22 protein-coding genes are annotated in these 20,789 nt (G+C 43.3%); 14 read left to right on the forward strand and 8 right to left on the reverse strand.

Translation table 11 applies throughout. The annotated features are described in order from the left end of the window. Window positions 1–176 precede the first annotated feature (176 nt). Entirely contained in the window at window positions 177–1,061 is an 885-nt protein-coding gene (locus PHU20_RS07180; protein ID WP_274824673.1) for a bifunctional 5,10-methylenetetrahydrofolate dehydrogenase/5,10-methenyltetrahydrofolate cyclohydrolase, read from the forward strand. Between the two features lie 115 nt (window positions 1,062–1,176). Then, the gene (locus PHU20_RS07185; protein WP_274824674.1) at window positions 1,177–3,222 is read left to right on the forward strand and encodes a M13 family metallopeptidase; all 2,046 of its coding nucleotides are present in this window, start codon (window positions 1,177–1,179) and stop codon (window positions 3,220–3,222) included. Window positions 3,223–3,274: 52 nt separating this feature from the next. Here the strand turns inward: PHU20_RS07185 and PHU20_RS07190 are convergent, their stop codons facing one another. Further along, window positions 3,275–3,421: a hypothetical protein gene (locus tag PHU20_RS07190; protein WP_274824675.1), complete on the reverse strand. Its 147-nt coding sequence runs from the start codon at window positions 3,419–3,421 to the stop codon at window positions 3,275–3,277. A 141-nt stretch (window positions 3,422–3,562) separates the two neighbouring features. On the opposite strand from PHU20_RS07190, the gene PHU20_RS07195 reads away from it, so the two are divergent. From PHU20_RS07195 to PHU20_RS07205, 3 genes are all read left to right on the forward strand, one after another. After that, a complete protein-coding gene (locus PHU20_RS07195) occupies window positions 3,563–5,293 on the forward strand; it encodes an alpha/beta hydrolase (protein ID WP_274824676.1) in 1,731 nt (576 codons plus the stop codon). A 3-nt stretch (window positions 5,294–5,296) separates the two neighbouring features. Further along, window positions 5,297–5,920: a DUF2306 domain-containing protein gene (locus PHU20_RS07200; protein WP_274824677.1), complete on the forward strand. Its 624-nt coding sequence runs from the start codon at window positions 5,297–5,299 to the stop codon at window positions 5,918–5,920. A gap of 118 nt (window positions 5,921–6,038) precedes the next feature. Next, window positions 6,039–6,227, forward strand: coding sequence for a hypothetical protein (locus PHU20_RS07205; protein ID WP_274824678.1), 189 nt, complete (start codon window positions 6,039–6,041; stop codon window positions 6,225–6,227). 65 nt (window positions 6,228–6,292) lie between these two features. Here the strand turns inward: PHU20_RS07205 and PHU20_RS07210 are convergent, their stop codons facing one another. The 4 genes from PHU20_RS07210 to PHU20_RS07225 all read right to left on the reverse strand — a co-directional run bounded on the left by PHU20_RS07210 (window position 6,293) and on the right by PHU20_RS07225 (window position 9,818). Beyond that, window positions 6,293–6,736, reverse strand: coding sequence for a VOC family protein (locus tag PHU20_RS07210; protein ID WP_274824679.1), 444 nt, complete (start codon window positions 6,734–6,736; stop codon window positions 6,293–6,295). A gap of 115 nt (window positions 6,737–6,851) precedes the next feature. Continuing rightward, the gene (locus PHU20_RS07215; protein WP_274824680.1) at window positions 6,852–7,691 is read right to left on the reverse strand and encodes an alpha/beta fold hydrolase; all 840 of its coding nucleotides are present in this window, start codon (window positions 7,689–7,691) and stop codon (window positions 6,852–6,854) included. Between the two features lie 59 nt (window positions 7,692–7,750). Then, window positions 7,751–8,305 (reverse strand): hypothetical protein, encoded by a 555-nt coding sequence (locus tag PHU20_RS07220; protein WP_274824681.1) that lies wholly within the window; start codon window positions 8,303–8,305, stop codon window positions 7,751–7,753. 7 nt (window positions 8,306–8,312) lie between these two features. After that, a complete protein-coding gene (locus PHU20_RS07225; RefSeq protein WP_274824682.1) occupies window positions 8,313–9,818 on the reverse strand; it encodes a helicase HerA-like domain-containing protein in 1,506 nt (501 codons plus the stop codon). Window positions 9,819–9,892: 74 nt separating this feature from the next. Between PHU20_RS07225 and PHU20_RS07230 the strand changes: the two genes are divergently transcribed. Then, window positions 9,893–10,525: a 7-carboxy-7-deazaguanine synthase QueE gene (locus tag PHU20_RS07230; RefSeq protein WP_274824683.1), complete on the forward strand. Its 633-nt coding sequence runs from the start codon at window positions 9,893–9,895 to the stop codon at window positions 10,523–10,525. A gap of 151 nt (window positions 10,526–10,676) precedes the next feature. Here PHU20_RS07230 and PHU20_RS07235 read toward each other — a convergent pair whose 3' ends face one another. Beyond that, entirely contained in the window at window positions 10,677–11,498 is an 822-nt protein-coding gene (locus PHU20_RS07235) for a hypothetical protein (RefSeq protein WP_274824684.1), read from the reverse strand. Window positions 11,499–11,541: 43 nt separating this feature from the next. Continuing rightward, window positions 11,542–12,270, reverse strand: coding sequence for a class I SAM-dependent methyltransferase (locus PHU20_RS07240; protein WP_274824685.1), 729 nt, complete (start codon window positions 12,268–12,270; stop codon window positions 11,542–11,544). A 100-nt stretch (window positions 12,271–12,370) separates the two neighbouring features. On the opposite strand from PHU20_RS07240, the gene PHU20_RS07245 reads away from it, so the two are divergent. Next, entirely contained in the window at window positions 12,371–12,616 is a 246-nt protein-coding gene (locus tag PHU20_RS07245) for a hypothetical protein (RefSeq protein ID WP_274824686.1), read from the forward strand. Then, entirely contained in the window at window positions 12,609–13,100 is a 492-nt protein-coding gene (locus tag PHU20_RS07250; RefSeq protein WP_274824687.1) for a YkgJ family cysteine cluster protein, read from the forward strand. The genes PHU20_RS07245 and PHU20_RS07250 overlap by 8 nt, the downstream gene beginning before the upstream one ends. 10 nt (window positions 13,101–13,110) lie before the next feature. Here PHU20_RS07250 and PHU20_RS07255 read toward each other — a convergent pair whose 3' ends face one another. Continuing rightward, entirely contained in the window at window positions 13,111–14,349 is a 1,239-nt protein-coding gene (locus PHU20_RS07255; protein WP_274824688.1) for an exo-beta-N-acetylmuramidase NamZ family protein, read from the reverse strand. Between the two features lie 3 nt (window positions 14,350–14,352). Here PHU20_RS07255 and PHU20_RS07260 point away from each other — a divergent pair, with 3 nt between their 5' ends. The 6 genes from PHU20_RS07260 to PHU20_RS07285 all read left to right on the forward strand — a co-directional run bounded on the left by PHU20_RS07260 (window position 14,353) and on the right by PHU20_RS07285 (window position 20,717). Further along, the gene (locus PHU20_RS07260; protein ID WP_274824689.1) at window positions 14,353–15,591 is read left to right on the forward strand and encodes an ABC transporter permease; all 1,239 of its coding nucleotides are present in this window, start codon (window positions 14,353–14,355) and stop codon (window positions 15,589–15,591) included. A gap of 41 nt (window positions 15,592–15,632) precedes the next feature. After that, window positions 15,633–16,931, forward strand: coding sequence for a M20/M25/M40 family metallo-hydrolase (locus PHU20_RS07265; protein WP_274824690.1), 1,299 nt, complete (start codon window positions 15,633–15,635; stop codon window positions 16,929–16,931). Window positions 16,932–16,935: 4 nt separating this feature from the next. After that, window positions 16,936–17,715, forward strand: coding sequence for an aldose 1-epimerase (locus tag PHU20_RS07270; RefSeq protein ID WP_274824691.1), 780 nt, complete (start codon window positions 16,936–16,938; stop codon window positions 17,713–17,715). A gap of 1 nt (window position 17,716) precedes the next feature. After that, entirely contained in the window at window positions 17,717–18,316 is a 600-nt protein-coding gene (locus PHU20_RS07275; protein ID WP_274824692.1) for a DinB family protein, read from the forward strand. Between the two features lie 7 nt (window positions 18,317–18,323). Beyond that, window positions 18,324–18,785: a GNAT family N-acetyltransferase gene (locus PHU20_RS07280; RefSeq protein WP_274824693.1), complete on the forward strand. Its 462-nt coding sequence runs from the start codon at window positions 18,324–18,326 to the stop codon at window positions 18,783–18,785. A 117-nt stretch (window positions 18,786–18,902) separates the two neighbouring features. Then, complete coding sequence (locus tag PHU20_RS07285) at window positions 18,903–20,717, forward strand: hypothetical protein (protein ID WP_274824694.1); 1,815 nt, start codon at window positions 18,903–18,905, stop codon at window positions 20,715–20,717. Window positions 20,718–20,789: the final 72 nt, after the last annotated feature.

The raw sequence follows: 20,789 nt of genomic DNA on the forward strand, positions 1-20,789 counted from the left end.
AAACAATGACGGTTTACCGATAGTGGATTTGGACCAAGGGATTTCAAATGAACAAAGCGATAAGTGAAAAAGTGAAGTCCGGGAAATGGGTAAACCTTTGGTGTACATGATGAACAATACCGGTAAGTTTGGAGTCTAATCAATACTGCAAACTGCCTCTGCCAACATAATATAATATGGAAATTCTAGACGGAAAAAAAATATCAAATCAGATAAAAGAGGAAATTGCCGCCGAGGTGGCAAAAATGAGGGAAAATGGGGAGAAAGTCCCTCATTTGGCGGCCATAATCGTTGGTAATGATGGGGCTAGCCTTACTTATGTCGGCAGTAAAGTGCGTTCGTGCAAACGGGTAGGCTTTGAATCTACATTGGTTCAAATGCCGAGTACCACCTCGGAAATCGAATTGTTAAAGAAGATCGAAGAGCTGAACAAGAATGATGACATAGACGGATTTATCGTGCAGTTGCCCTTACCGGACCAAATAGATACCCAAAAGGTAATCATGGCCGTGGATCCCGATAAGGACGTCGATGGTTTCCACCCCACTAATTTTGGTAAAATGGCGTTGGATATGAGTACCTTCATTCCTGCGACACCGTTCGGGATTTTGGAATTGATTGAGCGTTATGGGGTAGAGACCCAAGGTAAGCATACCGTTGTGATCGGAAGAAGCCATATTGTGGGCCGTCCTATGAGTATCTTAATGGGGCGTAAAGGATTTCCCGGAAATTCAACCGTGACCCTAACCCACAGTAGAACAAAGAACATAACCCAAATCACTTCCCAAGCCGATATCATTATCTCCGCCTTGGGCGTACCCAAATTCTTAAAGGCCGAAATGGTCAAGGATGATGTGGTCATTATCGATGTAGGGATCACGCGAGTGCCCGATGATACCAAGGAAAAAGGATATTACATCACTGGGGATGTAGATTTTGAGAATGTCAGCAAAAAGGCCTCCTATATCACTCCTGTACCTGGTGGGGTTGGTCCAATGACCATAGCCATGTTGTTGAAAAACACCTTATTGGCGCGCGAAAGACATAGAAGTAGAAAGTAATAAAAAAAAGCCTCATTGATTTGAGGCTTTTTTTTGGACGAATTTTTAAAGTAATACAGGAAACAAATGACTACTTTGAACTACTAAATATCAAATTAAAACAAATAAGAATAGTATGAAGAGAATGAGTTTGCTCAAATATGCATCAGCCTTGGTCATTGTACTGGGTATAGGATGTAAAGGCGAAACTGAACAAAAAACTGAACAAAAAGCACTCATTTCTGGGGTTTATAAGGAGTTTATGGATACAACGATCAAACCCGGCGATGATTTCAATTCCTACGTGAATGGAGGTTGGCTAAAAACCGCGGAAATACCTGCGGACAAGTCTACTTACGGGGCTTTCAATATTTTAAACGATCAATCCGAAGAAAATGTAAAAGCCATTATCGAAGAATCGGCCGAAGGGGATTTTGAAGTAGGTTCCGATGAGCAAAAGGTAGGGGATTTGTATGCCTCCTATATGAATTTGGAGATGCGTAACAAAGTGGGCGTAGCACCTTTGAAAGCCGAGTTCGATAAAATCGATGCCATAAAGAACTACGATGATTTGGCCACTTACTTTGCGTACGCCAACAAGTACCGCTATACTGTTCCGTTAGGGTTGTTTGTTTATCAAGATTTCAAGGACCCTACGCAATATGCGGTTTATACAAGGCAATCAGGCTTGGGTTTACCAGACCGTGAATATTATTTGAAAGATGATGCGAGGACTGAGGAAATACGCGAAAAATATGTTGGGCATATTGAGAAGATGTATGGTTTGGCCGGACTTGAACATGGCAAGGATGCCGCAGGTGTTGTCATGGCCTTGGAAACAAAAATCGCAAAAGAACATTTGCCAAAAGAGAAAACAAGGGACTTGGTCAGCTTGTATAATATGTTACCCGTAGATACCTTGTCGAATATAATGCCAAGATTCAACTGGGATAATTACCTTAGTGAGGCCGGATTAAAAGATCAGAAAAAACTCGGGACACTAATGCTCGATTATTCAAAAACCCTGGATGGTATTATTGCCTCCACGGACCTCGACACCTGGAAAACATACTTGAAATGGGGAGTTATAGATGCCAATGCATCCCGTTTGAATGAAGCAATGAGTGATCAAAATTGGTCCTTTTTCAGCAAAGAACTAAGGGGGACAAAAGAACAACGTCCACTATGGAGAAGGGGTGTTACGGTAGTTAACCGTACCCTTGGGGAAGTTGTAGGTAAGGTCTACGTAAAAAAGCATTTTCCGCCAGAGGCCAAAGAACGTATGGAGGTATTGGTCGACAATTTGTTGAAAGCGTATGAAGTGAGTATCAAGGATTTGGATTGGATGGGTGAGGATACCAAAAAAGAAGCCTTGGAAAAGTTAAGTAAGTTCACACCTAAAATCGGTTATCCGGACAAATGGAAGGAATATGATCTGGAAATCAAAGCGGATGATCTCTTCGGAAACCTAAGACGTTCCGATCTCATGGAATTTAAAAGGAACTTGGCCAAATTAGGACAGCCCATCGATAAGACAGAATGGGCGATAACCCCCCAAACCGTGAACGCTTATTACAAACCCACCATGAATGAGATTGTTTTTCCGGCAGCTATTTTACAACCACCGTTTTTTAACATGGATGCCGATGATGCCGTAAATTATGGCGCTATCGGAGCCGTTATCGGACATGAGATCGGTCACGGATTCGATGATAAGGGAAGTACTTTTGATGGGGACGGTGCGATGCGAAATTGGTGGACCGATGCCGATAAAGAAGAGTTTAAAAAACGGACAGATGCCTTGGTGCAACAGTACAATGGCTATGAGGTCTTGCCGGGGTTATATGTAAATGGCGAATTTACCCTAGGGGAGAATATCGGGGATTTGGGCGGTTTAAGTATCGGTCTAAAGGCTTATAAAATGTCCTTGAATGGAAAGGAAGCCCCCGAAATGGATGGCTTTACCGGAGAACAACGGGTATTTTTGGGCTATGCACAAGTATGGCGTAAAATGGCCAGGGACGAAGCATTAAGGGTGCAGGTAAACACAAATCCACATTCCCCATCTATGTTCAGGGTAAATGGGATTGTTCGCAATGTTCCGGATTTTTATTCGGCCTTTAATGTACAGGAATCGGATTCTTTATATTTGGCACCGGAGAACAGGGTAAAAATTTGGTAACATCCTAACGGAAAATTTTACGGAAAACCCCAATTGAAAAGATTGGGGTTTTTTAATTTACCGGTTGGGGTTTTACAGCTATTGCGGCCGTGCTGTCGACGGGCGTAAGCAGATCCAGATCGTTGCTGTCATCATATTCACAACTGCCCATTCCGATGATGCCTGTCAACACCATCACTACAATCAATATTTTTTTCATATCCAGTACTATTAGTAGGGGTGATTACCGAGGTTATGCCATTCGATAACGTAAAAATCTAGGATTTGTTACCTCCTTTTGAAAGAAGGGTTGATTGGTTGGGGGTAAATCAGTACCTTTTGTTGAAAATCAACCTGAATTATGAAAAAATCAATGTTCTTCCCCTTTATCTTGCTCCTTTGCCTAACGGGATGTGGACCGGGTTCAAAAAGTACGAGCCAAATTTCGGTATCCTTCGCAGAAACCGTAAACACCGATAAATTGGATGGCCGATTATTACTGATGCTTTCGAGTAACAATGAAAAAGAACCCCGTTTTCAGATCAATGACGGACTCGATACCCAATTGATCTTTGGAATGAATGTAGCTGGGATGACCGCCGGGGAGAACGTCGTCTTCGACGATGCCGTATTCGGGTATCCTTATGCGAGTTTGGCCAATGTACCTCCAGGGGAATATCAAGTACAGGCCTTGCTCCATGTCTATGAGACCTTTGATTTATCGACAGGCCATACGGTTAAGTTACCGATGGATAATGGTGAAGGACAAAAATGGAACAGATCTCCGGGTAATTTGTATAGTAAACCTTTTAAGATCACGGTTACGGAAGCGGGTGTCAAAGATGTAAATGTGGTCATGGATGAAATTATTCCGCCAATTGAAGAACCCGTGGATACGGAGTGGATAAAACATATTAAGGTAAAATCTGAAAAGTTATCGGAATTCTGGGGTAGGGACATGTATTTGGGCGCCCATGTATTGCTGCCCAAAGGCTTTAATGAGCATCCTGAGGCCCAATACCCCCTAATGGTCTTCCATGGTCATTTTCCGTCCGATTTTGGGGGATTTAGCACGAGCCCCCCGGATCCGAACATGAAACCGGAATATTCCGGGCGTTTTGATATGGAGGGCTATAATATTGTCCAAGCACAGGAATCCTACGATTTTTACAAGCGATGGAATGAACCTGATTTTCCTCGTTTCTTGATTATCCAAATACAGCACCCAACCCCTTATTATGATGATTCGTACGCAGTGAATTCTGCCAGTCAGGGTCCTTATGGCGATGCCATTACCTATGAGCTGATTCCCGAAATCGAAAAACAATTCCGTGGCATCGGGGAAGGTTGGTCCCGATTTTTATATGGGGGCTCTACAGGGGGGTGGGAAGCCCTGGCGGTACAGGTTAAATATCCCAATGAATATAATGGTTGTTTTGCCGCTTGCCCAGATCCCATCGATTTTAGGGCCTATTGCCTAACGAATATCTATGAAGATGACAATGCGTATTACTACGACAGTGAACATAAGAAGTTGGAAGTACCTTCACATAGGGACTATTTAGGGCAAATCACATCCACACAGCGTCAAGGGAATCATTTGGAATTGGTCCTGGGCGATAAATCCAGATCGGGACAGCAATGGGACATTTGGGAGGCTACCTATTCACCCCAAGGGGATGATGGGTATCCTGTTCGGATTTGGGATAAAATGACCGGGGATATCGATCATAAAGTGGCCGAATATTGGAAAGAGAACTATGATCTCAGGTATATATTGGAGCGGGATTGGGATAAATTGGGCGACGATCTGAAAGGAAAGATCCATATTTATTGTGGTGACATGGATAATTACTATCTTAATAATGCCGTGTATCTTATGGAAGATTTTCTCGAAAGTACAACAGAGCCCTATTATGGAGGTGAAGTGGCCTATGGGGATAGGGCGGAACACTGTTGGAACGGTGACCCCGATCAGCCCAATGCCATAAGTCGTATGCGATATAATACCATGTATGTTCCAAAAATCATGAAACGAATTGCTGAAAGTGCACCCAAAGGGGCCGATTTAAAAAGTTGGCGGTATCAATAGCTTATGAAAAATACAACGAATATCGTGGCATGGATTGTTCTCGGGGTTTCGGCCGTGAGTATCGGGTTGTACCCTTTGCTGTATTTTGTTGTAGGTAGGGAGTTCGGTATTTTACCCTCCAAAGGAGAGCAATTGTTGGACAATGCGTTCTGGAACATAGGGTTTTATGGGCATATTGTTTTTGGGGGTGTGGCCTTGCTCATAGGATGGGTGCAATTCAGTGAAAAGATAAGGAATACCTATATAAAATTGCATAAGGGTATCGGCAAGCTATATGTTATTTCCGTTTTGATCAGTGCGGTGTGTGGAGGTTATATAGCATTCTTTGCGACAGGGGGGATAGTGAGTACCATAGGTTTTGCCAGTTTGGCACTTATTTGGCTTTTTTACACCTTAAGAGGGTACCTTGCCGTACGTAATAAGGATTTATCTTTGCATAAAGGATTTATGATTTATAGTTATGCAGCCACCTTTGCCGCTGTTACCCTACGCATTTGGTTGCCCATTTTACATATTTTGTTCGATGACCATATTGTAGCCTATCGAATAGTGTCCTGGTTGTGTTGGGTGCCGAATATCGTGTTCGCTTTTTTCTGGGTCAGGAAACGTGGATTGGTCATTGGGTAAATTAGCAGGCAATCATTCGCTTTTTGGCGTTGGTCGCCATTAAACGCTTTAAAGGGCTTTTGTTGTCAGGGGTGTTGCAATTTGTGTCACGGGGGTCCATTCATTTTAATATTATAGCATGAACAAGAAAAAATTATTGGTACAGGTAGTTGCGGCAATCCTATTGTACGTCGTTATTTCCCTGATATTGGAAAAAGAATACTCACAGGCCACTGTCGTAAGGGAAATCCTGGAGGGGGTCGTTTTTGGACTTTTGTATGGGGTGTTTATTTGGTTCCGCGAAAAGTACAGGAATAAAAAGGGATGATTGTTCCAGGCCCGATTTTTTCGGTCAAATCACCGAATCCGATTGTTTAACGTTGTACCCGGTGGTTATTTGGCAAATAGCTGCCCCATGTCCTTAAAAGCCTTGAACTCCAAGGCATTCCCGGCCGGGTCTAAAAAGAACATCGTAGCTTGCTCCCCCACCAAACCTTTAAAGCGAATATAGGGTTCAATGATGAAATTCACGCCCTTTGATTTCAAATCGTCCGAAAAGGTTTCAAAAACGTCCCAAGGTAAGACCACGCCATAATGGGGTACGGGAACGTCTTTACCGTCCACAGGGTTCGTATGTAGCCCTTCATCCGTTTTGCCTGTCGGTGAGGCGGGTTTTGGTTTGTAATGGATCACCAATTGATGTCCGAATAAATTGAAATCTACCCAATGGTCACTACTACGGCCTTCTTCGCAGTTCAAGGTTTCCCGATAAAACTTACGGCATTCCGCTAAATTATGAACCGGAATGGCAATGTGGAAAGGAGTTATTTGTTGCATATATAAAAGTTGTTGTCCGATGGATGGCCTTTTTGGGTGTATTGAATAGGGTGTCGATCCGTTAGGAACTGCCTGATGTCAAAAAAGCTCTTGCCGAATTAAAATTACCGTTTTCCTATGAATTTAGAAAATCCATTATATGAATGTTCACCTGATCCTGATGCATCGAATGCCCTAGGCCTTGTGTGATATAAAATTCACTGTTTTTCCATTTGGCATGTACTTTTTCCGAAGCGATAAAAGGTGCTATGGGGTCTTCCCTGTCATGTATGACCAGCCCCTTCTTGGATAAATGGCCTTTAAATTTCGAAGTTGAGAATTCTTTGATCCCAAATCCGTAGTTTTCCCTTAGGTAATCATCCAACCCCTTAAGGACTTTATCATTGAAACGCAACAGTCTTTGGTAATGGAGCATTACATCCGTCAAATCCGAAGGGGCCCCTATGGTAATGATCTTCTCAATGGCTTCGTTGGGATATTTTTCCTGGTGGTACAATGTGGTCATTCCGCCCATTGAATGTCCGATAACGAACTTAGGTTTGAACTGGTCGACAACAGCTTGGGTGCATTCGGTATATAAGGGAACATTCAAAATTTCCCCCGTGGAATATCCTTGGGCGGGGGCGTCAAAAGCTATGATGTTATAGTCTTCTTTTTTCAAATAGCCCACCAAGTTCCTCCAACGATAAACATTGCTTTCCCATCCGTGGATAAGCAGTACGGTTTCCTTGCTGCCTTTCCAATGATAGGTTTGTAGTTCCAAACCATTTGTTTTTACCCTGATGCCTTTCGCTTCATTCAAAAATCCTTGTTGTTCTGAGCGTACGCTGCCTTTTCGGGGCGTGCAAAAAAGCATAAAGGCTTTTTCCGCGGCTTTTTTCTTGGATACCAAGGAAAGGGAATTGAAATATGCCCCATAAAAAAGGGGAAGATATGTGTTTAGATATTTGCGCATTGTTTCTTTGGGGGGTTGATGTTTCCGTTAACGGCAAAATAGGAAGGGGTTTATAGCGATTATTCCCACCCGACCATCAAATATTTTATTTTGGCACCGTCGGGAACTTGTACCGCATCAATGCCTCCGTTTGATACATACCTTAGGCTTTCGGGCAGCTGACTTTTGTCTATGGTGAAATAAATGTCACTGTCCTTAACGAATATGACGATGTTGTTTATCGAGGTCACTATTTTTTGAATCTCGTAATTTTCAATGATATCCTTAAAAGTACTATTAAGACCGATACCTTTTTCCGTTAAGAATCGAGGGTCGTTTATACGGATATTCTGTACTTTGGGGATGCTATCGGAACTGGGGGTGATCGTCAGTAAGTGTTTGCCGCCCTTTTCATATATTTTTATGCTTCTGGCGCCTAGGCCCGAAGCTAATTTCATGGTGTCCCTTACAATCGAATCTTGGTAGAAAATGAGGTCCAAATCCCGGACCAAACTTATTTTTTCCAATTTACCCACACTGTCGTTGGTGATAAGGAATGAGGTGTCCTTTTCTTTTTTGCACTGTACGCAGAAAACCATGGCACAAATGCCAAAAACAATAAAAAAATTCTTCATGTTACTATTAACGCATTACTTTTTTTAACACTCCTAAAACGCCCCTGATAAAGGTGGCACTGGTCAATACTTTTACTAATGGATTTTGCCTTGTACTGCTTCGGGTGCTGGTTCTCCTACTTTTAGGTGCTTCCCGCTCTTTTTCGGCTTCTTTTTCGGCCTTTTCTATTTTTTCGTTCAATAGTTCGTAGGCACTCTCCCTATCGATCGTTTCATTGTATTTTTTTACCAGACCCGAGTTTTCGATTACCTGATCCAATTCTTTCTGGGTCAATATATCCATACGGCTCATCGGGGCCCGTAGCAATGTTGCGGCCAATGGGGTGGGTCGCCCTTTTTCGTCCAATGCCGAAATCAAAGCCTCTCCGATACCGAGCGATGTCAAGACCTCCTTGGTGTCGTAGTATGCTGAAATAGGATAATTTTCCGCAGTCAATTTGATGGCTTTTCGGTCTCTCGCGGTAAACGCCCGTAAGGCATGCTGTACTTTTAACCCCAATTGTGCCAATACCTCATTGGGTACATCCGTTGGGTTTTGTGTCACGAAATAGAGGCCAATGCCTTTAGATCGAATCAATTTAACGATGCTTTCAATTTGGTCCATCAAAGCCTTTGAAGCCTCTTTAAAGATCAAATGGGCCTCATCAATGAAGAGGATCAGTTCCGGTTTGTCACTATCGCCTTGTTCGGGGAAGGTGGCATAGATCTCTGCCAGAAGGCTCAACATGAAAGTGGAAAACAGTTTAGGGCGATCTTGGATATCCGTTAATCGCAGAATATTGATATACCCCCTGCCTTTTTCATCGATACGGGTCAAGTCGTCGACATCAAAAGATTTTTCGCCAAAAAACAGATCGGCACCTTGTTGTTCAAGTTCAATGATCTTTCGTAATATGGCACCGGTTGAACTTGTTGAAATTCGACCGTAATCTTTGGTGAATTCCTTCTTGCCGGCCCCTGTGGCGTATTGAAGTACTTTTTTAAAATCCTTTAAATCCAATAGGGGCAATTTGTTGTCGTCGCAGTATTTGAATACCACGGCAACGATACCTTCCTGGGTTTCCGATAAATCCAATATCCTGGACAATAGGGTAGGTCCGAATTCTGAAACCGTAGCCCGTAATTTGACGCCATCCTGTTCGGAGAGCGAAAGTATTTCCACGGGAAAACTTTTCGCGTCAAAGGGGATACCTATTTTGGCATGGCGCTCATCTATTTTGGGATGCCCGGGACTCGGTTGGGCGAGACCACTCAGGTCGCCTTTCAAATCCATCAATAAAACGGGTATTCCCTTATCCGATAAATTTTCTGCAAGTACCTGGAGCGTTTTCGTTTTTCCCGTCCCTGTCGCCCCTGCAATCAAACCATGGCGGTTGAGGGTTTTAAGGGGTACTTTGACAAGGGCATTGGAAACCGCTTCACCATTGAGCATCGCTGCTCCCATGATAATTGAATCCCCTTTGGTGGCGTATCCTTTTTCGATATGTGCAAAGAATTCGTCTTTGGTACTCATAAGGTCTAATTTTTGATAAAAATAGGGCATTTTTAGGCAACAATAAAACGATTGGTAAGTACTATCTTTGCCAAATGATGAAAGATGAGGTTTTAGAATTGGTCAACAAGGGGTTGATGCTTCCGTTAATGGAAGAGTTTTATACGATACAGGGCGAAGGCTTCCATAAAGGAACGGCCGCTTATTTTATTCGTGTCGGAGGTTGCGATGTAGGTTGCCATTGGTGCGATGTGAAGGAAAGTTGGAATGCCGAAACACATCCGCCCACCGATATTGCCAGTATTGTTGAAAATGCCGTGTTACATTCCGATACGATTGTCGTGACCGGAGGGGAACCTTTGACTTGGGATATGGGTCCATTGACCAAAGCTTTAAAAGACAAGAAGGTAAAAACCCACATCGAGACATCCGGTGCCTATCCGCTAAGTGGTACATGGGACTGGATCTGCCTGTCTCCCAAAAAAAACAAATTGCCTACCGGGGTCATTTATGATAAGGCCCATGAATTAAAGGTCATTGTGTTCAACAAACACGATTTTATCTTTGCCGAAGAGCAAGCAGCGAAGGTGAATGGGGATTGTATATTGTACCTGCAACCGGAATGGAGCGTTCGGGATAAAATGATGCCTTTGATCGTGGATTTTGTGATGAAACATCCAAAATGGAAGGTGTCTTTACAGACCCATAAATATTTGAATATTCCGTAATTCCTTTTTCAGTAATCAGTAATCAGTGGTCAGTAACCAGTAATCAGTGGTCAGTAACCAGTGATCAGTAACCAGTGATCAGTAATCAGTTGTCAGTGAACCGGGTGTGGTAGACGCCGATCTGCGATGTTTCCGCAGTGTACAGAACCGATTACCGACCCCCATTCGCCTGGAGGTCCAATAGACATTCCTCCCCGAGTTCGGGGATGGTGACCAATCCTTTTGAGGCCCTGTTTTCCAAAAATTTTCCCATGCTGGCACCGAATTGCAATTCCGCACGCATAAGGCATCCTTCCACATTGCAGTGGTTGTTGCCGATTTCATTGCCATCGTCATCGGTCGTGGTGTCCTCATGATCGTGCACGGGTTCGGAGCCTATATCCACGAGCCCCATCAAATGACCGAACTCATGGTTTAGGGTTGCGGTTTCCACATCGTCGATGCCAATATAGTAGCTTTTATTGGCCAGGGTCTGTACCGTCTCCTCATAGATGACCATCGATGTATTCCAATACACGGCACCTAAGGTCACCAAATCCTCCTCTTCGTTGTCATCTTCAGAAGGGGCATCGGCAAAATAAATGTAAATACCCAAGGTGGTCCCATCGTTATATACGGTTCTGTTCTCCTTTTCCAATGCGTCGATTTCCTCCAATGATAAGGTTTCTTCTTCTGGCGAAGGCAATTCGGTATAAACCAACTCAATATCCTCTTTATAGGAGTATTGCTCCAAGAACGCAACAAAGTCGGTCATGGCCGTGGTTGTTGGTTTGTAGCCGGTAACATATGCGATTTGAATCTGTAGTTTGTCGAACGTATTGTTCGATAGAATATCGTTGGCAGAAGAGCCGGAGGCTTGGTAATTTGCCGAATTGTCGATTCTGCTCTGATCGCTTTGGTCACTTGATTCTTTAGAGCAACTATTTACAAGAACCAAAAATAGAAATAGTACGGCCCAATATCGATTTTTCATAGTCGGGTTTAAAAAGGATAACGTTTAAACTGATAAATTGGTATTAGAGGTGCGTTAATCTGGCCAAATAGTCAAAATGTTCCCCCTCGGTAACCAATTCGCATTCTAAATGACATTCATGGGCCACATTTTTCAGGGTCGTAAAGTCTATATATAACCATGGGAATGGCTTGCTTTGCATCCCTTTGTACTGCATGGTGAAATCTACCTCTCCATAATAATCCCCTGAATCCAATTCCCAATCCTGAAGGTCATCTGGATCTTCATCCTTGTTTTCATCATCAAACATATAAATGATATCCGAGGAATCCAACAATATTTGCGCCTGAGGGTTCATCAGTGATTTAAAATGTTCCAAATAGGTTTTTAATTGCCCTAATTTCCCGACAATTCCGATACCGTTCATCAATAAGAGCAGGGTGTCGTATTTCATTCCTTTATGCTCCAAGATCGGCGTACATAGGGTGTTTTCGATTTCCCGTAGTTGGCAGCATTCCATGGCTCCGGCCGAATGGTCCAGTGCCGTGACCCGGATTCCTTTTTTTTGTAGGTAAAGACTATGGCTTCCCGATCCACACCCAATGTCCAGGACATGGCCGTTGCACAGATCCAACGCCTTTTGCTCAATACCGGGCATGTCTTCGTAAGTTCTGAATAGGTAGGGTACGGGGATAACATCGTCCTCGTCCAAAGAAGAATAGGTGAGGATATCTTCGCTATAATCGTCGTTTAGATAATCCAATAAAGCCTTGCCGAAAACATCGGTTTCCATAGAATTCGTACTTTGCAGGCAAAATTGGGGCTTTTCCTCCGTTTTAAAAAACCGAACATGAAGCATTTTTCAATTTCACCCTATTTGTTGGCTTGTTGCAATGGTCTTTAGCGCACAGGGTTCCGGTTCCTTAAAAGATGCCGAGCCCATTTCGGGGCATTTGGGCAACAAGCAGTGCTTGTCGTATACCTATGGCCAGCCATGGATCGGAATGGAAGGACGCCGGCCTAAAATCGATATGGACAAACAGGGGTCAACGTACTTGGAAGAAAATAAATCAAAGGTCTCCGAAAATCACTTCGATCAGGGGGCTGTAACCTTTTTAAGCTTTTTAAAGAATGGATAAGGTCTTAAAACAGCTCCCTAAAAAAGCCGCTGAAAAACAGAAGGAAAACAAGAAATTCTTTGCCAAACTAAGAAAGAAACCACCTAAGGATCTGGACTATGTAATGCAAGAATTGCATGAGGCCGAATTTGAACGAACGGATTGTTTGACCTGTGCCAATTGCTGTAAGACCACAGGGCCGCTATTTACCAATAATGACATTGAGCGTATTTCAAAGTACTTTCGAATGAAGCCCCAAAAATTCATTGAGGCATTTTTACGTGTTGATGAGGATAATGACTATGTGTTGCAGGAATTGCCCTGTACGTTTTTGGGTGAGGACAACCTTTGTGCCATATACGATGTTCGGCCCAAGGCGTGTCGGGAGTTTCCGCATACCGACCGCAAAAAATTCCAACAAATAAGCCATCTTACCCTAAAGAACATAGCCATTTGTCCTGCTGCATTCAATATCGTAGAGGAAATGAAAAAAAGGTTGCCTTAAGGGGTTTGCTTTAATCGTAGATCAGGTATTTTGCCCGAACCGCCTTGAACGACTCCAAATCGGATTGCCAGGTCGCTTTTATTTCCCCTTCCGACAGTCCATTTTCTATTTGTTGTTGTAAAAGTGCCGTTCCCGCATGTTTTGTAAAGCCTGATGTATTGAAAAATTTGGATTTGTCCGGGGTGTTTTTATAGGCATCGATAAGCCATTTTAAGGAGACTTCGTTCATGGGGGAGGTTTCTGAAAGGTCCTTGCCATAACAGATTTTTCCATTTTCTTTTGGATTTTTTGATCCGAAATTCGGTTTTGGCAGGTAGTTGAAATCGTATTGGGTGCTGTCCATGAAAGAAGCGCCATACCGTTGAAACTGAAACTCTGTTCCCCGTCCGGCATTGATATTGGTTCCTTCGAACAATCCTAAACTTGGATAAAGATTGATGGCCGTATCATTAGGGAGGTTGGGGGAAGGTCGTATGGGTAAGCTGTATTCCGAATCATGGGTATAGTGCTTTAAGGGTATGACCGTCAAATTTACCTTCACCTTATCTGTAAGCCAGCCTTCATCGTTGATCATCGTGGCATATTCCCCAATGGTCATCCCATAGACCAAGGGGATCGTGGTCATGCCCAGAAAACCGGTATGTTCCTTTTCCATGGTGGGTCCGTCTACATAATGGGCATTCGGATTGGGCCGATCCAAGACCACCACTGGGATATTGCTTTCGGCACAGGCTTCCATGACCAATTGAAGTGTAGCGATGTAGGTATAAAAACGTACCCCGACATCCTGGATGTCAAAAAGGACAAGGTCTAGGTCTTCTAGGAGTTCTGCCGAAGGTTTGCGGTTTTTTCCGTACAGTGAAATCAGGGGTAAACCCGTTTTGGCATCAAGGCCATCCTTAACCTTTTCCCCGGCATCGGCCTGTCCACGGAATCCGTGTTCCGGTGCAAATACTTTTTTGATGTCGATATCAAGGCTCAATAAGGAATCGACCAGATGGGTATGCCCGTTTTCCTTGAATATGACACTGGTGAGGTTCGCTACCACCCCGATTTTCTTTCCTTTCAAAAGTCCAATATATTCCTGGGTGCTGTTCGCCCCTACGATTATTGGTTTGTTTTCGATCACTTGGGTTTGGCCGATTCTTGGTTCTAGGCTATTTTTAGGCTGTTTTTCACTGTTTCCACAGGCAGACATAATTAAAAACCATAAGAAAACTGTACTTTTGAAACTGGACAAAAATGCCATAATTTGAATTTAGAATATTTTATCGCCAAACGACTCATCAAGGGCAAGGAGCATAAAATTAGCATATCTGCACCAATAATAAAAATAGCGATCACCGCTATTTCCATTAGTGTTTTTATGATGCTTATCGCTATTGCCACAGGGGTCGGACTAAAGTACAAAATACGCGAGAAAGTCACTGCCTTTTACGGGCACATCCAAATTTATAATTATGATAACAATACCTCCGATGTTTCGGTGGTCCCCGTTTCGAAAGAGCAGGATTTTTATCCCAACTTCACTTCGGTCACAGGGGTAGAACATGTTCAGGCCGTGGCTACCAAAGGGGGCATAATACGCACTGAGGATACGTTCGAGGGATTTATTGCCAAAGGGGTCGGTACCGATTACAATTGGGGCAATTTTAAAGAATACTTGGTGGCAGGGCATTTGCCGGATTATTCCACAGACCTGAATACGGAGGTCTTGCTGTCGCGTTTAATGGCCAATAGGTTGAAATTGACGGTAGGTGATACGTTTTCAGCGTATTTTCCCAAAGAAGAAGACCCTTTAAAGCCGAACCAAAGGCGATTTACGATAGTGGGTATTTATGACAGTGGCTTTGAGGAGATTGATGGGACCTACGTTTTTGTGGATATCCGCCATATTCAACGCATGAATAAATGGGATGAAAACCAAGTGGGCAACTTTGAGGTCTTTCTCAATGGTTTTGATGGTTTGGAAGAAAAGAACAGGGAGATTTATGGGCAGATTTTATCGACTTTGGATTCACAGACCATCACCGACAAATATTATAAGATTTTTGAATGGATCGGGTTGTTCGATTTTAATATCGCATTGATCATCGGGATCATGATCATCGTCGGTGGATTTAATATGATCACCGCCCTTTTGGTACTGATCTTGGAACGAACCCAAATGATCGGAATTTTAAAAGCTTTGGGGACGGTGAATTGGAGTATACGCAAGATATTCCTATACAATGCCGCTTACTTGATCGCCATTGGCCTTTTTTGGGGGAATGTTTTGGGATTGGGATTTATTTGGATCCAGGGCAAGTACCGTATTCTGAAGTTTCCCAATCCACAAGAGTATTATATGGAATATATACCGGTACATATTGATGTACTAACGGTCGTGCTTTTAAACCTTGGGGTATTGGTGCTTTGTTTGTTGATGTTGTTGGTGCCTTCGTATATCATCACACGGATAACCCCTGTCAAGGCGATAAAATTCGAATAGTATTATATTGATTTTTACATACACTGAAATTTAGATGGATTATGGATAAACGATTACTCAAAACCCTTGTTCTCATATTGTTTTTTTGTCATCAAGCCTCGGCACAGCAACTTTCGAGGGTCGAAAGGAAATTAGTGAAAACCGTTGAAAGGAACAATGCGGATGCTATTTCCTTTTTGGAAAAAACCGTGAACATCAATAGTGGTACCCTTAATTTGCAAGGGGTCAAAGAAGTAGGTAAGGTATTTGGCGAAGCTTTCGAGGCCATTGATTTTGAAACCACTTGGTTTGACATGCCTTCAGAAATGAATCGGGCCGGTCATTTGTTTGCCGAAACAAAGGGGAGCAAAGGCAAAAGGTTATTGTTGATCGGTCACCTGGATACCGTCTTTGAAGAAGATAGTCCGTTCCAGACTTTTGAAATGGTCAATGATAGTATAGCCCATGCACCCGGAGGTAATGATATGAAGGGAGGCGATGTCATCATCCTGTATGCGTTACGTGCCTTACATGAAAACGGTCTGTTGGATAATGCACAGATAATCGTGGCATTTACCGGGGATGAGGAAAGTAGTGGAAAACCTTTGGATATCAGTAGGAAAGACTTGGTCGATGCCGCCAAAAGGAGTGATATCGCCCTGGGTTTCGAAACATCAACGGGGTTCAATTATGCTACCGTGGCCCGGCGGGGTTCATCGGGTTGGGAGGTTGAAGTAAAAGGCAAGCGCTCGCATTCTTCCGGAATTTTCAATGATGAGGTCGGTGCAGGTGCGATTTTTGAGATGTCAAGGATTCTCAACCGATTTTACAATGAAGTGCGGGGGGAAGAATTCCTGACCTTCAATCCCGGGGTTATTTTAGGGGGCACGTTTATCGACTATGATGTGAAGACCGGAAAAGGGAATGCTTTTGGTAAGAGTAATGTAGTTGCCCAAACGGCTTTGGTAAAAGGAGGTTTGCGTTTTATTTCCGAGGAGCAAAAGGAAAATGCACGGAATAAAATGCGCGAGATCGTTGCCGATAACCTGCCCCATACCGCTGCAGGGATTACCTTTGAGGATAGCTATCCGGCCATGGGCCCGACCGAAGGGAACAAAGCGTTACTGAAACAATTGAACCAAGTAAGTTTGGATCTTAAGCAAGGAGAGGTCATCGCCTACGATCCCGGAAAACGGGGTGCTGCCGACACCTCATTCGTTGCGGCGTATGTAGATTGTTTGGATGGTTTGGGAACCATGGGTACAGGTGCCCATACCCCTGAGGAGACGGTAAACCTGAATACGATCGAAGCATTGACCAAAAGAACAGCGGTACTTATTTATAGACTCATTAATCAGTAGAACCATGGTAGAATTGGAATTTAATGGCCAAAAGGCAAAAATAGACGCTGGCGAATTGGTAAGTTACAGCGTCAATGAACATGAATTCATTCATCAAAAAGGGAGTCCCGGATGGCGTAATGCCGATACCGAGATGTTCCCGATTATCGGTCCGACGGCCGATGCCGGATTTGTGGTGAAAACCCCAAAAGGTGATGCCGTCCAAGACCAACATGGGCTACTTAGGGAACTCGATTATACCGTGACCGAGACTACTGGGGACTCCGTGGTTCTCGTGAAGGAATATATAGCGAATACAAAGGTGGAAAATTCGAAGTTCCCTGATAAATCCACTGCGGCCCTATTATCCTGGCCCTATGGGTTTAGGTTCAAAAAGTCCTTTGAGCTCAAAAAAGACGGTTTGTATATTGTTTTTGAAATTGAAGGTGAGCCAGGTATGCCCTTTATGTTGGGGTACCATCCTGCCTTTAAATTACAGGATGAAAATGCCTTGATCCAAGCCAATGGAAGTAAGGTGACCGTTCCCGAAATAATCAAAGTGGGGAGTAGGGCCATGCAAATACCCAACTGTGAATCGATTACCTTAAAAGATAAAGAAACCATAACGATTACCACAAAGGGGTTCGGTAATTTCATGCTTTGGACCGAGGTCGATAACATGGTTTGTATAGAACCCATAACCTTTTATCCCTATGCCGTGGAACAAAAAAACCTGCATAAGGGTTTTCTTGACTTGAATGCGGAAAATAGTGTTTTCAAGGTGATTTTACAACCGGATGTATAAAATGGAATTTTTGAAATCGTATATTGGGGTGTTGGCCATATGTATGTTCCATACCCTAAACGCCCAAGAAACCATGAAAAACGAAGTCCCTTACGCTGCGATTCCCGATGCTCCCGATGCTTATTCGGCAGGGGCTGTCATATCCAGAATGATCGATGGTTTGGGGTTTCGATATTATTGGGCAACGGAAGGGTTGTCCGACGAAAACTTCGCCTTTAGGACAAATGAAACGGGAAGGAGTATTTTCGAGACCATGGAGCATGTATATGATTTGTCGGTGCTGATCTTGAATTCTGCGAAAAAGGCATCCAACGACCTAAGGTCGGAAAATGAAAAACCTTCGAAAGACGAATTGAGGGCAACAACCTTGGTCAACTTGAAAACGGCCAGTGACCTATTCAGGTTTTCCGAGGATTTGTCGGAACATAAGATCATTTACCAAAGGGAAAAAGGTGTTACCGAGTTTCCGTTTTGGTACCAGATAAACGGGCCTATTGAGGATGCGGTCTGGCATGCAGGCCAAATAGCCATCATACGTCGGGCTGCAGGTAATCCCTTTAATGAAAAAGTAAGCTTGTTTCGAGGAAAATTAAAGGAATAGATCAAGAATGGTACGATTGGAAAGGACGGATTCGGAAAACCCCGATTTCAGGGATTTGGTCAGATCGCTCGATGCCGAATTAGTGATCCGTGATGGGGATGAACATGAATTTTATGATCAATTCAATAAAATAGACACCATAAAATATGCCGTGGTGCTGTATCAAGATGAAAAGGCCTGCGGGTGTGGGGCGCTAAAGGAAATGGCACCAAACCTCGTTGAGGTTAAACGAATGTTTGTTTTGCAGGCCTATAGAGGTAAAGGATTTGCAACAAGGATATTGAATGAACTGGAAAAGTGGGCTGTGGAATTGTCCTATGGGAAATGTATTCTCGAAACCGGTAAAAAGCAACCGGAAGCAATTCGATTATACCTCAAGAACCACTATAAGATCATTCCCAATTACGGGCAATATGCCGGTGTCGAAAATAGTGTGTGTTTCGAAAAAGTTGTGAACAGGTTGGGATAACATGACAATTATCATGTTTTTTGACCTCGGCAGGGGATAAATTTGCTTCTTTTTGGCAATTTTTCAGATGCCATAAGCGGGTTTTGCCCCCCGTTCAACTTAACAACGAATGAATTTATGAAGAAAGCACATTCTTTCCATATTCCCGTAATGGGTATTGGATTTACCATAGACAGCCCCTTGAAAGTGGCTCAATATGGGATAGACTCGGTTATTTCCCTAGTAGACGATATACTTCTTGAGAAACTTAGGAAAATGTATTGTGAGCTGCATGAAATGCCTTATAAGGAAATTACGGATAAAATAGAGGATTTTAGGGCCAAAAGGATAACGTCTTATCTTAACCTGATGAACACGTTGACCGAACGCAAATTCGAGGAACTCAAAGATACCACGATCAACAAAGGTCATGGGTTGAAACAGTATGTGAGCATGTTGCCCGATGGTAGTGCCATAAAAAAAGAGTTCAAGCACCTATCGGAAAAATTCAACATCCATGAAGCAGGAAATTGGATCAAGGATCATTTGACCCGGGGCAGCATTGATGTGAACATCATGACCAAGGTCGATAAGATAAATTATAGGAAAGGGGAGAAGCTCCCATCGGAATATAACGATGCCCATGCGGCCTTAAGGGGTTTTGCGGAAAGCGATCTTGAATCTTCCGTGATCCTATCTGCAGGAATGAACCCGAGATTATATGGGTACATCGAAAATTTCGAGGATTTTTACCCTGATGAAAACGGGGGATTGAAAAAGAAGATCGTTCTGAAAGTGAGTGATTTCAGATCGGCCATGATCCAAGGGAAGTTCTTGGCGAAAAAAGGACTTTGGGTATCCGAATACCGTATTGAATCCGGATTGAATTGCGGTGGGCATGCCTTTGCTACCGATGGGTATTTACTCGGTCCCGTTTTACAGGAATTCAAGGAAAGAAGGGATGAACTGATCGCTTCGACCCATGCCGTACTGGTGCAGTCCCTTCAAAATAAGAACAAGACGGTTCCCCAAAATGAATTGTCTTTAAAGATTACCGCTCAAGGTGGTGTCGGTACCGCTGAGGAACATCAATTCCTTATCGATACCTATGAGTTGGATTCAGTGGGTTGGGGGACCCCTTTTCTTTTGGTTCCCGAGGCCACAACGGTAGATACCGCGACGCTGGAGAAATTGATGGGAGCCAAGGAAGAAGATCTTTATTTAAGTAATATTTCGCCCTTGGGGGTTCCTTTCAATAGCTTGAGGGGAAATACCAAGGATGTGGAAAAGGCGGCATTGATCGCCAAAGGTAGACCAGGTAGTTCTTGTCCGCGAAAATACGTCTCTTTAAACCATGAGTTTACCGAAAAGGATATCTGTGTGGCTTCGCGACAGTACCAGCACCTGAAAATAAAGGAATTGGAAGGAAAAGACCTGCCCAAAGAGGAATACCGGAACCAGTACGAAAAGATCGTCGAAAAATCCTGTATCTGTGTTGGTTTGGGAACTTCGGTACTCTTGGAAAACAATATGGACACAAGGGTCGAAGGGAAAGGGGTTTCTGTTTGCCCGGGCCCAAATATGGCCTATTTTTCAAAACTGATGAGTCTCAAGCAAATTACCGACCATATTTATGGAAGGGACAATGTGATTTCCGATGTCGAGCGTCCGAATATGTTCGTAAAGGAACTTTCTCTCTATATCGATCATTTAAAGGATAAGATCGGGGAAATCAAAGAGGTCGTCAACAAAAAACAAGAGAACTACTTTGCCACTTTCGTTAAAAATCTGAATGAGGGTATCACTTATTACGAATCCCTGTTCAATGCGTCAACGGAAGTCTTTAAGGAAACCAAAGGGCAAGTTTTGGAAGAATTGGAGAATAGTAGGGGGAAATTGCAGTTTTTGGATTTCGAAATAAGAAAACTGGTATCGTTGCAAGGCGTGGTTTAATGCGCCACTAGCTTGAAGCTTTGGCAAAAGCCCCGTTATTTGCTGATTTTTGGAAATGCTGTCAATTCATAT

Origin of the sequence: Maribacter polysaccharolyticus (assembly GCF_028882255.1) — a bacterium.
Taxonomy (GTDB): domain Bacteria; phylum Bacteroidota; class Bacteroidia; order Flavobacteriales; family Flavobacteriaceae; genus Maribacter_A; species Maribacter_A polysaccharolyticus.

Bases quoted from the DNA above. Each gene is read 5' to 3' on its own strand.
- PHU20_RS07255 (WP_274824688.1), bottom strand. From the start codon at position 14,349: ATGGCATTTTTGTCCAGTTTCAAAAGTACAGTTTTCTTATGGTTTTTA.
- PHU20_RS07245 (WP_274824686.1), top strand. From the start codon at position 12,371: ATGGTCTTTAGCGCACAGGGTTCCGGTTCCTTAAAAGATGCCGAGCCC.
- PHU20_RS07220 (WP_274824681.1), bottom strand. From the start codon at position 8,305: ATGAAGAATTTTTTTATTGTTTTTGGCATTTGTGCCATGGTTTTCTGC.
- PHU20_RS07280 (WP_274824693.1), top strand. From the start codon at position 18,324: ATGGTACGATTGGAAAGGACGGATTCGGAAAACCCCGATTTCAGGGAT.
- PHU20_RS07200 (WP_274824677.1), top strand. From the start codon at position 5,297: ATGAAAAATACAACGAATATCGTGGCATGGATTGTTCTCGGGGTTTCG.
- PHU20_RS07235 (WP_274824684.1), bottom strand. From the start codon at position 11,498: ATGAAAAATCGATATTGGGCCGTACTATTTCTATTTTTGGTTCTTGTA.
- PHU20_RS07240 (WP_274824685.1), bottom strand. From the start codon at position 12,270: ATGGAAACCGATGTTTTCGGCAAGGCTTTATTGGATTATCTAAACGAC.
- PHU20_RS07285 (WP_274824694.1), top strand. From the start codon at position 18,903: ATGAAGAAAGCACATTCTTTCCATATTCCCGTAATGGGTATTGGATTT.
- PHU20_RS07190 (WP_274824675.1), bottom strand. From the start codon at position 3,421: ATGAAAAAAATATTGATTGTAGTGATGGTGTTGACAGGCATCATCGGA.
- PHU20_RS07210 (WP_274824679.1), bottom strand. From the start codon at position 6,736: ATGCAACAAATAACTCCTTTCCACATTGCCATTCCGGTTCATAATTTA.
- PHU20_RS07195 (WP_274824676.1), top strand. From the start codon at position 3,563: ATGAAAAAATCAATGTTCTTCCCCTTTATCTTGCTCCTTTGCCTAACG.
- PHU20_RS07265 (WP_274824690.1), top strand. From the start codon at position 15,633: ATGGATAAACGATTACTCAAAACCCTTGTTCTCATATTGTTTTTTTGT.
- PHU20_RS07185 (WP_274824674.1), top strand. From the start codon at position 1,177: ATGAAGAGAATGAGTTTGCTCAAATATGCATCAGCCTTGGTCATTGTA.
- PHU20_RS07205 (WP_274824678.1), top strand. From the start codon at position 6,039: ATGAACAAGAAAAAATTATTGGTACAGGTAGTTGCGGCAATCCTATTG.
- PHU20_RS07250 (WP_274824687.1), top strand. From the start codon at position 12,609: ATGGATAAGGTCTTAAAACAGCTCCCTAAAAAAGCCGCTGAAAAACAG.
- PHU20_RS07230 (WP_274824683.1), top strand. From the start codon at position 9,893: ATGATGAAAGATGAGGTTTTAGAATTGGTCAACAAGGGGTTGATGCTT.
- PHU20_RS07180 (WP_274824673.1), top strand. From the start codon at position 177: ATGGAAATTCTAGACGGAAAAAAAATATCAAATCAGATAAAAGAGGAA.
- PHU20_RS07275 (WP_274824692.1), top strand. From the start codon at position 17,717: ATGGAATTTTTGAAATCGTATATTGGGGTGTTGGCCATATGTATGTTC.
- PHU20_RS07225 (WP_274824682.1), bottom strand. From the start codon at position 9,818: ATGAGTACCAAAGACGAATTCTTTGCACATATCGAAAAAGGATACGCC.
- PHU20_RS07215 (WP_274824680.1), bottom strand. From the start codon at position 7,691: ATGCGCAAATATCTAAACACATATCTTCCCCTTTTTTATGGGGCATAT.
- PHU20_RS07270 (WP_274824691.1), top strand. From the start codon at position 16,936: ATGGTAGAATTGGAATTTAATGGCCAAAAGGCAAAAATAGACGCTGGC.